We start from the raw sequence: 7312 nt of genomic DNA, 5'->3' as shown, positions 1-7312 counted from the left end.
TTTCGGAGAGAACCAGCTATCTCCAAGTTCGTTTGGAATTTCTCCGCTACCCACACCTCATCCCCGCACTTTTCAACGTACGTGGGTTCGGTCCTCCAGTGCGTTTTACCGCACCTTCAACCTGGACATGGGTAGATCACATGGTTTCGGGTCTACGACAACATACTCACTCGCCCTATTCAGACTCGCTTTCGCTGCGGCTCCGTCTCTTCAACTTAACCTCGCATGCTATCGTAACTCGCCGGTTCATTCTACAAAAGGCACGCTATCACCCATTAACGGGCTCTAACTTGTTGTAGGCACACGGTTTCAGGATCTATTTCACTCCCCTTCCGGGGTGCTTTTCACCTTTCCCTCACGGTACTGGTTCACTATCGGTCACTAGGGAGTATTTAGCCTTGGGAGATGGTCCTCCCGGATTCCGACGGAATTCCTCGTGTTCCGCCGTACTCAGGATCCTCCTAGGTGTTATCCAAATTTCGCCTACGGGGTTTTTACCCTCTTTGACATACTTTTCCAAGTATTTCGACTATCTGAATAGACTACCATATCGGAGTCCTACAACCCCAACAAGCAAGCTTGTTGGTTTGGGCTTTTCCCGTTTCGCTCGCCGCTACTCAGGGAATCGAATTTTCTTTCTCTTCCTGCAGGTACTTAGATGTTTCAGTTCTCTGCGTCTACCTCGACTGCGCTATGTATTCACGCAGACGTAACATCCTATAAAAGATGCTGGGTTCCCCCATTCGGAAATCTCTGGATCATAGCTTACTTACAGCTCCCCAAAGCATATCGGTGTTAGTCCCGTCCTTCATCGGCTCCTAGTGCCAAGGCATCCACCGTGCGCCCTTATTCACTTAACCTTTGACCTTACGGTCGGTTTTGAGTACTTCTTCTAGCGATAGAAGGTTGCTCAAGAAAATAAGCGTTGAACTTATTAAAAAACTCTTTTAACATTTCAACTCGGTGTGTGTTACTTGTTTTGATTATTTCTTCGATATCCAGTTTTCAATGAACAAAGCTTAACGACCATTGTCGTTAATGGAGCCTAGCGGGATCGAACCGCTGACCTCCTGCGTGCAAAGCAGGCGCTCTCCCAGCTGAGCTAAGGCCCCGGGTATTTACTTGAGAGTAGACCTCTCAAAACTGAACAAAGGCAAACGATGTGTAGTCTTCCGAAATATTCCTTAGAAAGGAGGTGATCCAGCCGCACCTTCCGATACGGCTACCTTGTTACGACTTCACCCCAATCATCTATCCCACCTTAGGCGGCTGGCTCCAAAAAGGTTACCTCACCGACTTCGGGTGTTACAAACTCTCGTGGTGTGACGGGCGGTGTGTACAAGGCCCGGGAACGTATTCACCGCGGCGTGCTGATCCGCGATTACTAGCGATTCCGGCTTCATGTAGGCGAGTTGCAGCCTACAATCCGAACTGAGAGAAGCTTTAAGAGATTAGCTTAGCCTCGCGACTTCGCAACTCGTTGTACTTCCCATTGTAGCACGTGTGTAGCCCAGGTCATAAGGGGCATGATGATTTGACGTCATCCCCACCTTCCTCCGGTTTGTCACCGGCAGTCTCGCTAGAGTGCCCAACTAAATGATGGCAACTAACAATAAGGGTTGCGCTCGTTGCGGGACTTAACCCAACATCTCACGACACGAGCTGACGACAACCATGCACCACCTGTCACTTTGCCCCCGAAGGGGAAGCTCTATCTCTAGAGTGGTCAAAGGATGTCAAGACCTGGTAAGGTTCTTCGCGTTGCTTCGAATTAAACCACATGCTCCACCGCTTGTGCGGGCCCCCGTCAATTCCTTTGAGTTTCAACCTTGCGGTCGTACTCCCCAGGCGGAGTGCTTAATGCGTTTGCTGCAGCACTGAAGGGCGGAAACCCTCCAACACTTAGCACTCATCGTTTACGGCGTGGACTACCAGGGTATCTAATCCTGTTCGCTCCCCACGCTTTCGAGCCTCAGCGTCAGTTACAGACCAGAGAGCCGCCTTCGCCACTGGTGTTCCTCCATATATCTACGCATTTCACCGCTACACATGGAATTCCACTCTCCTCTTCTGCACTCAAGTCTCCCAGTTTCCAATGACCCTCCCCGGTTGAGCCGGGGGCTTTCACATCAGACTTAAGAAACCGCCTGCGCTCGCTTTACGCCCAATAAATCCGGACAACGCTTGCCACCTACGTATTACCGCGGCTGCTGGCACGTAGTTAGCCGTGGCTTTCTGGTTAGATACCGTCAAGGGATGAACATTTTACTCTCATCCTTGTTCTTCTCTAACAACAGAGTTTTACGATCCGAAAACCTTCTTCACTCACGCGGCGTTGCTCGGTCAGACTTTCGTCCATTGCCGAAGATTCCCTACTGCTGCCTCCCGTAGGAGTCTGGGCCGTGTCTCAGTCCCAGTGTGGCCGATCACCCTCTCAGGTCGGCTATGCATCGTTGCCTTGGTGAGCCGTTACCTCACCAACTAGCTAATGCACCGCGGGTCCATCCATCAGTGACGCAAAAGCGCCTTTCAACTTTCTTCCATGCGGAAAATAGTGTTATACGGTATTAGCACCTGTTTCCAAGTGTTATCCCCTTCTGATGGGCAGGTTACCCACGTGTTACTCACCCGTTCGCCACTCTTTTTCTTTCGGTGGAGCAAGCTCCGGTGAAAGAAAAAGCGTTCGACTTGCATGTATTAGGCACGCCGCCAGCGTTCGTCCTGAGCCAGGATCAAACTCTCATAATGATTTGTTTGAATGACCATACGGTCATTAAGCTCATAAAAATTAACTTTGCTAGCTATTGCTTGCATGTATTTGTTTCAATAAATTGAAACGTCCTACACATTGGTTCGTTTGCTTGCTTTGTTCAGTTTTCAAAGGTCTACCGTGCTGTGTTAGCAACTTTTATATCATATCAGAGCGACGTTTGTTTGTCAACTCTTTTTTTAAAAGTTTTTTTCAAGAAGTTGTTATTTAACTTCTTTCTTAACCTCAGCGACTTTTTTATCTTACCATCTCAACCGTTATATGTCAAACACTTTTTTGAAAAGTTTTTTTGATTTATTAGGTTTTTCAGAGATGATATTTTTTCGACCTTGTTATAATAACACTTGTAAAATGTTTCGTCAACAACTAATTTCAAAAAAGATCAATCAGTGTTTGTTACAAATGCCTTAACAAGGACAAGTAATAATATAGCAATTCTTAAAGGAAAAATCAACTAAAAAAATAGGCTTTTTGGCAACTATTTTTATAAGCGAATTATTCATTGTCAAACGATTCGAACGTTCGTTTATAAGAAGTATTTTGCGGCTAAATCTATCATTAATGGATAAAAAAAGAGAACTTAAGCTTTTCGCCTAACGTTCTCTTTTCGTCCGATCTTCTGATTGAACGATCGGTATATAGATTCGAAAGATCGTTCCTTGACCGATGACACTCTCTGCTGAAATTTTTCCTTTATAGCTTTCCAATAACTGTTTCGCAATAGAGAGCCCTAGCCCGTTTCCGCCTTTGGTTCTAGCACGGGCTTTATCTACCCGATAGAAACGATTAAAGATCTTGTCGAGGTCTTCTTTGGAGATTCCCTCACCAAAGTCTTGAATGGCAATTTCAAAGGATTGCCGATCCAACGAAATGGATAGATGAACTTCTTTTCGATCAGTGGAATATTTCACTGCGTTATCCAAGACAATAATAATGATCTGTTCAAAATGATTGCGATAGATTTTCAGCTTCAACTCATGGTATAAGTCATCATCCAATGTAAAAACAAAATCCGGATACAGTATTTTAAAGTTATTGAAGACTTGATAGACAACTTCTTTTGCATTGGTTGTTTCATTTGCATAATGAACATCCACTTGTTCCGCTCTTGAGAGATCCAACATTTCCTGTACTAGCGTCTTCATCCGACTGATCTCTTGCATACTGGCTGCCAGAGACTCATCCAAAATCTCTGGATCGTCTTTTCCCCAACGCTGCAACAGATTCATATGTCCTTCAATGATCGCCACAGGCGTTCGCAACTCATGAGAAACGTCTTCGACGAATCGCTCTTGCTGTTCAATGTATAGGCGCATGCGATCCAGCATTTCGTTAAAGATATCTGCTAAATCAGACAGTTCATCGTTCGTATTTAATTCTGGCATATGCACCGTTGACTGTGGGTTTTTCCGAACGGTTTCCATCGTATCTCGCAAGACCTTTAACGGCTGAAGGAAATACGCTGATAAAAAGAACCCAAGCACACTACTAAGAATCAGAGAAACGACTTCTAAGATAATCAAAGTCAGCAGCAGTTTGCTGCGTATTTCGTAAAAAGAAGTCAATTCATAAAAGGTTTGTGCATAGCCAATCCGCTCTCTGGTGCCTTTTGAATAGATGGGTTGGATCGAGAGAAAGCCTGTGATACCATCCAGCGTTACGATGGTTGGGGCTTTGCGCTGCGTGTCGATCAGTGCTAAATCATTTTCATGGGTTTTAAACACAAGATCCTCATTCAAATTATAAACAAACAAGCTCAACGGCGCTTGGCCTAATTCCGAAATAAAGGAATCGATTTTCATTAAGTTGCCATCGATCGTTGAAGTGCGATCATAAATGCTCGTCGTCCCCGCATCATTTTTGGTTAAATTACGATATGTTCGAACCAATGTTAGTTCTTGATCCGAATTGGCTAAACGAGAAGCGACCTCTGACATCGTTCGCTCCACATTGTTTTCTTCTTTAGCGACGATCAAATTCACCGATGTTTTATAGGTGATCACAGCAAAGATCGTAAATACGACGAATATAAAGAAAGAACTTGCGAAGGCCCACTTTACAGTTAAAGAAGGCCCCTTCAGTTCTTTTAATTTTTTCATTCTTTTTTTAAGGTTCACGACCGCATCACATAACCTGTACCACGAACGGTTTGGATATAGCTTTCCTCCCCTGGTACATCAATTTTATTTCGTAAGTAGCGGATGTAAACATCGACAACGTTGGTTTCAACTTCTGTCTCATAGCCCCAGACTTTGTTTAATAAAACATCTCTGGCTAAAACGACATTGACGTTTTCCATTAAAGTCAACAATAGCTCATATTCGCGTTTTGTTAGTTCAATGACATCTGTTCCACGTCGAACGACACGGTTCTCTTTTTCAATCGTTAGATCGCGGTAAGTGATCGTGGTTTGTTTTGCGACGTTTTTGTCCCCTTCGATATCGATACGGCGAAGCAACGCACGTAAGCGTGCCAGCAATTCTTCAATTGCAAAAGGCTTCACAATATAATCATCAGCACCATGATCCAAACCTGATACTCGATCAATCACAGAATCTCTCGCGGTCATCATGATGATCGGGGTGTTCTTCGATTGACGCACACGTCGGCAAACTTCTAACCCATTTAGCTCTGGAAGCATTAGATCCAATAAGATTGCATCCCATTCATTATTCAGCGCAGCATCCAGTCCCGTCCGTCCGTTGTAATGAACTTCGGTATTATACCCTTCATGCTTCAATTCTAATTCCACAAATCGAGCTAAGTTCTTTTCATCTTCAATGATTAGAATATTACTCATTATTGATAGCCCCTTTATTGATTATTCTGCCTTTAAAATAGACATTATCTGTCTTATTTTATCATGTATCTAAAAAATAAAAAAGAGATTGACCGAAAGTTCTCACTTTCGGCCTTTCTCTTTTGGATTCTCTTAAAGCTTACGCTTCGTCATACCATGAATAATGGAAAATTCCCTCTTTATCTGTCCGTTCATACGTATGCGCGCCGAAGTAATCCCGTTGTGCTTGGATCAAGTTCGCTGGCAAACGATCAGAACGATACGAATCAAAGTACGCGATCGCAGAGGAGAACGTCGGCACAGGGACACCCGCTTGGACAGCTAGCGCAACTACTTCACGTACAGAAGATTGATAGCGTTTCGTGATGTCTTTGAAGTAATCATCTAATAATAAGTTTTCGATGTCAGCATTCTTGTCATAAGCATCCGTGATTTTTTGTAAAAATTGCGCACGGATGATACAGCCTGCACGCCAAATTTTGGCAATCTCACCAAAAGGAAGATCCCAATCGTACTCTTTTGATGCTGTACGTAATTGCGCGAAACCTTGTGCATAGCTCATGATTTTACTGAAGTATAAGGCTTCACGGATCTTATTGATAAATTCTTCTTTGTTTCCTTCAAAAGCAACCGCTTCTGGTTTCGGTAATACTTTGCTGGCATTGACCCGTTCTTCTTTGTAAGCTGAGATATAGCGAGCAAAAACAGATTCAGTGATCAATGGCAATGGAACACCTAGGTCTAAGGCACTTTGGCTCGTCCATTTCCCAGTTCCTTTATTGCCTGCAGCATCTAAGATGACATCAACGATCGGTTTGCCTGTTCCTTGATCATCTTTACGTGTCAAGATATCCGCTGTGATCTCAATTAGGTAGCTATCCAATTCACCTTTGTTCCATTCGGCAAAGATATCAGCCATTTCATCAACAGATAGACCTAAAATGTTTTGCATCAAGTCATAAGACTCCGCAATCAGCTGCATGTCGCCATACTCGATCCCATTATGAACCATTTTTACGTAATGGCCTGCACCATTTGGTCCAATATAAGTTACACAAGGTGTACCATCTTCAGCTTTTGCTGAAATTTGTTCTAAGATCGGTGCAACCAATTCATATGCTTCTTTTTGTCCACCAGGCATGATCGAAGGACCTTTCAAGGCGCCTTCTTCCCCACCAGAAACACCCGTACCGATAAAGTTGATTCCTGAGTTTGCCAACTCTTCGTTACGACGAACGGTATCTTTAAAGAAGGTATTTCCGCCATCGATCAAAATATCGCCTTTGTCTAGATGAGGCAATAGTTCTTGGATCGTAGCATCCGTCGCAAATCCTGCTTTTACCATTAATAAAATACGACGTGGTTTTTCAATTGATTGGACAAATTCTTCTATCGTATAAGTTGCTTTAAAATTTTTATCTGGATGTTCTTTTACTACTTCTTCTGTCTTTGAACCAGTACGGTTAAATAAGGCAACTGAATAACCGCGGCTTTCGATGTTCAACGCTAAGTTTTTGCCCATAACAGCCATACCGACAACGCCGATTTGTTGTTTTGTCATCTTTCATCCTCCTAAGATTCAATTATCTTTTTCATTATAGCGCAAATGTACCTGCTTTTGAACTATTCTCTTTCGATGGACAAAAAATATTTCTGAAAAGTTCCGTCTTTTCCAAAAAAAACAAAAAAACCTCAGGCTCCATGGTTAGCCTAAGGTTTTAGAATCCTCTTTCTGAAAAAAA

The 7312-nt window shown here is 43.5% G+C and carries 3 protein-coding genes, 1 tRNA gene and 2 rRNA genes (1 of these 6 only partly in view); all 6 read right to left on the bottom strand.

Annotation, left to right across the window (positions count from 1 at the left end):
- A 23S ribosomal RNA gene (locus tag IGJ15_RS04580) occupies positions 1–860 on the bottom strand (it extends 2055 nt beyond the left edge of the window).
- A gap of 179 nt (positions 861–1039) precedes the next feature.
- A tRNA-Ala gene (locus IGJ15_RS04575) sits at positions 1040–1112 on the bottom strand.
- A 76-nt stretch (positions 1113–1188) separates the two neighbouring features.
- A 16S ribosomal RNA gene (locus IGJ15_RS04570) occupies positions 1189–2748 on the bottom strand.
- The 16S and 23S rRNA genes sit together here with 1 tRNA gene alongside, the layout of an rRNA operon.
- 615 nt (positions 2749–3363) lie before the next feature.
- The gene (locus IGJ15_RS04565) at positions 3364–4869 is read right to left on the bottom strand and encodes a HAMP domain-containing sensor histidine kinase (RefSeq protein WP_034696083.1); all 1506 of its coding nucleotides are present in this window, start codon (positions 4867–4869) and stop codon (positions 3364–3366) included.
- Positions 4870–4883: 14 nt separating this feature from the next.
- The gene (locus IGJ15_RS04560) at positions 4884–5570 is read right to left on the bottom strand and encodes a response regulator transcription factor (RefSeq protein WP_005229193.1); all 687 of its coding nucleotides are present in this window, start codon (positions 5568–5570) and stop codon (positions 4884–4886) included.
- Positions 5571–5709: 139 nt separating this feature from the next.
- Entirely contained in the window at positions 5710–7131 is a 1422-nt protein-coding gene (gene gndA, locus IGJ15_RS04555) for an NADP-dependent phosphogluconate dehydrogenase (protein ID WP_005229192.1), read from the bottom strand.
- Positions 7132–7312 lie beyond the last annotated feature (181 nt).

The organism is Enterococcus sp. AZ079 (assembly GCF_050547255.1).
GTDB lineage: Bacteria > Bacillota > Bacilli > Lactobacillales > Enterococcaceae > Enterococcus_D > Enterococcus_D casseliflavus.
This window is presented reverse-complemented; position numbering and strand designations above follow the sequence as displayed.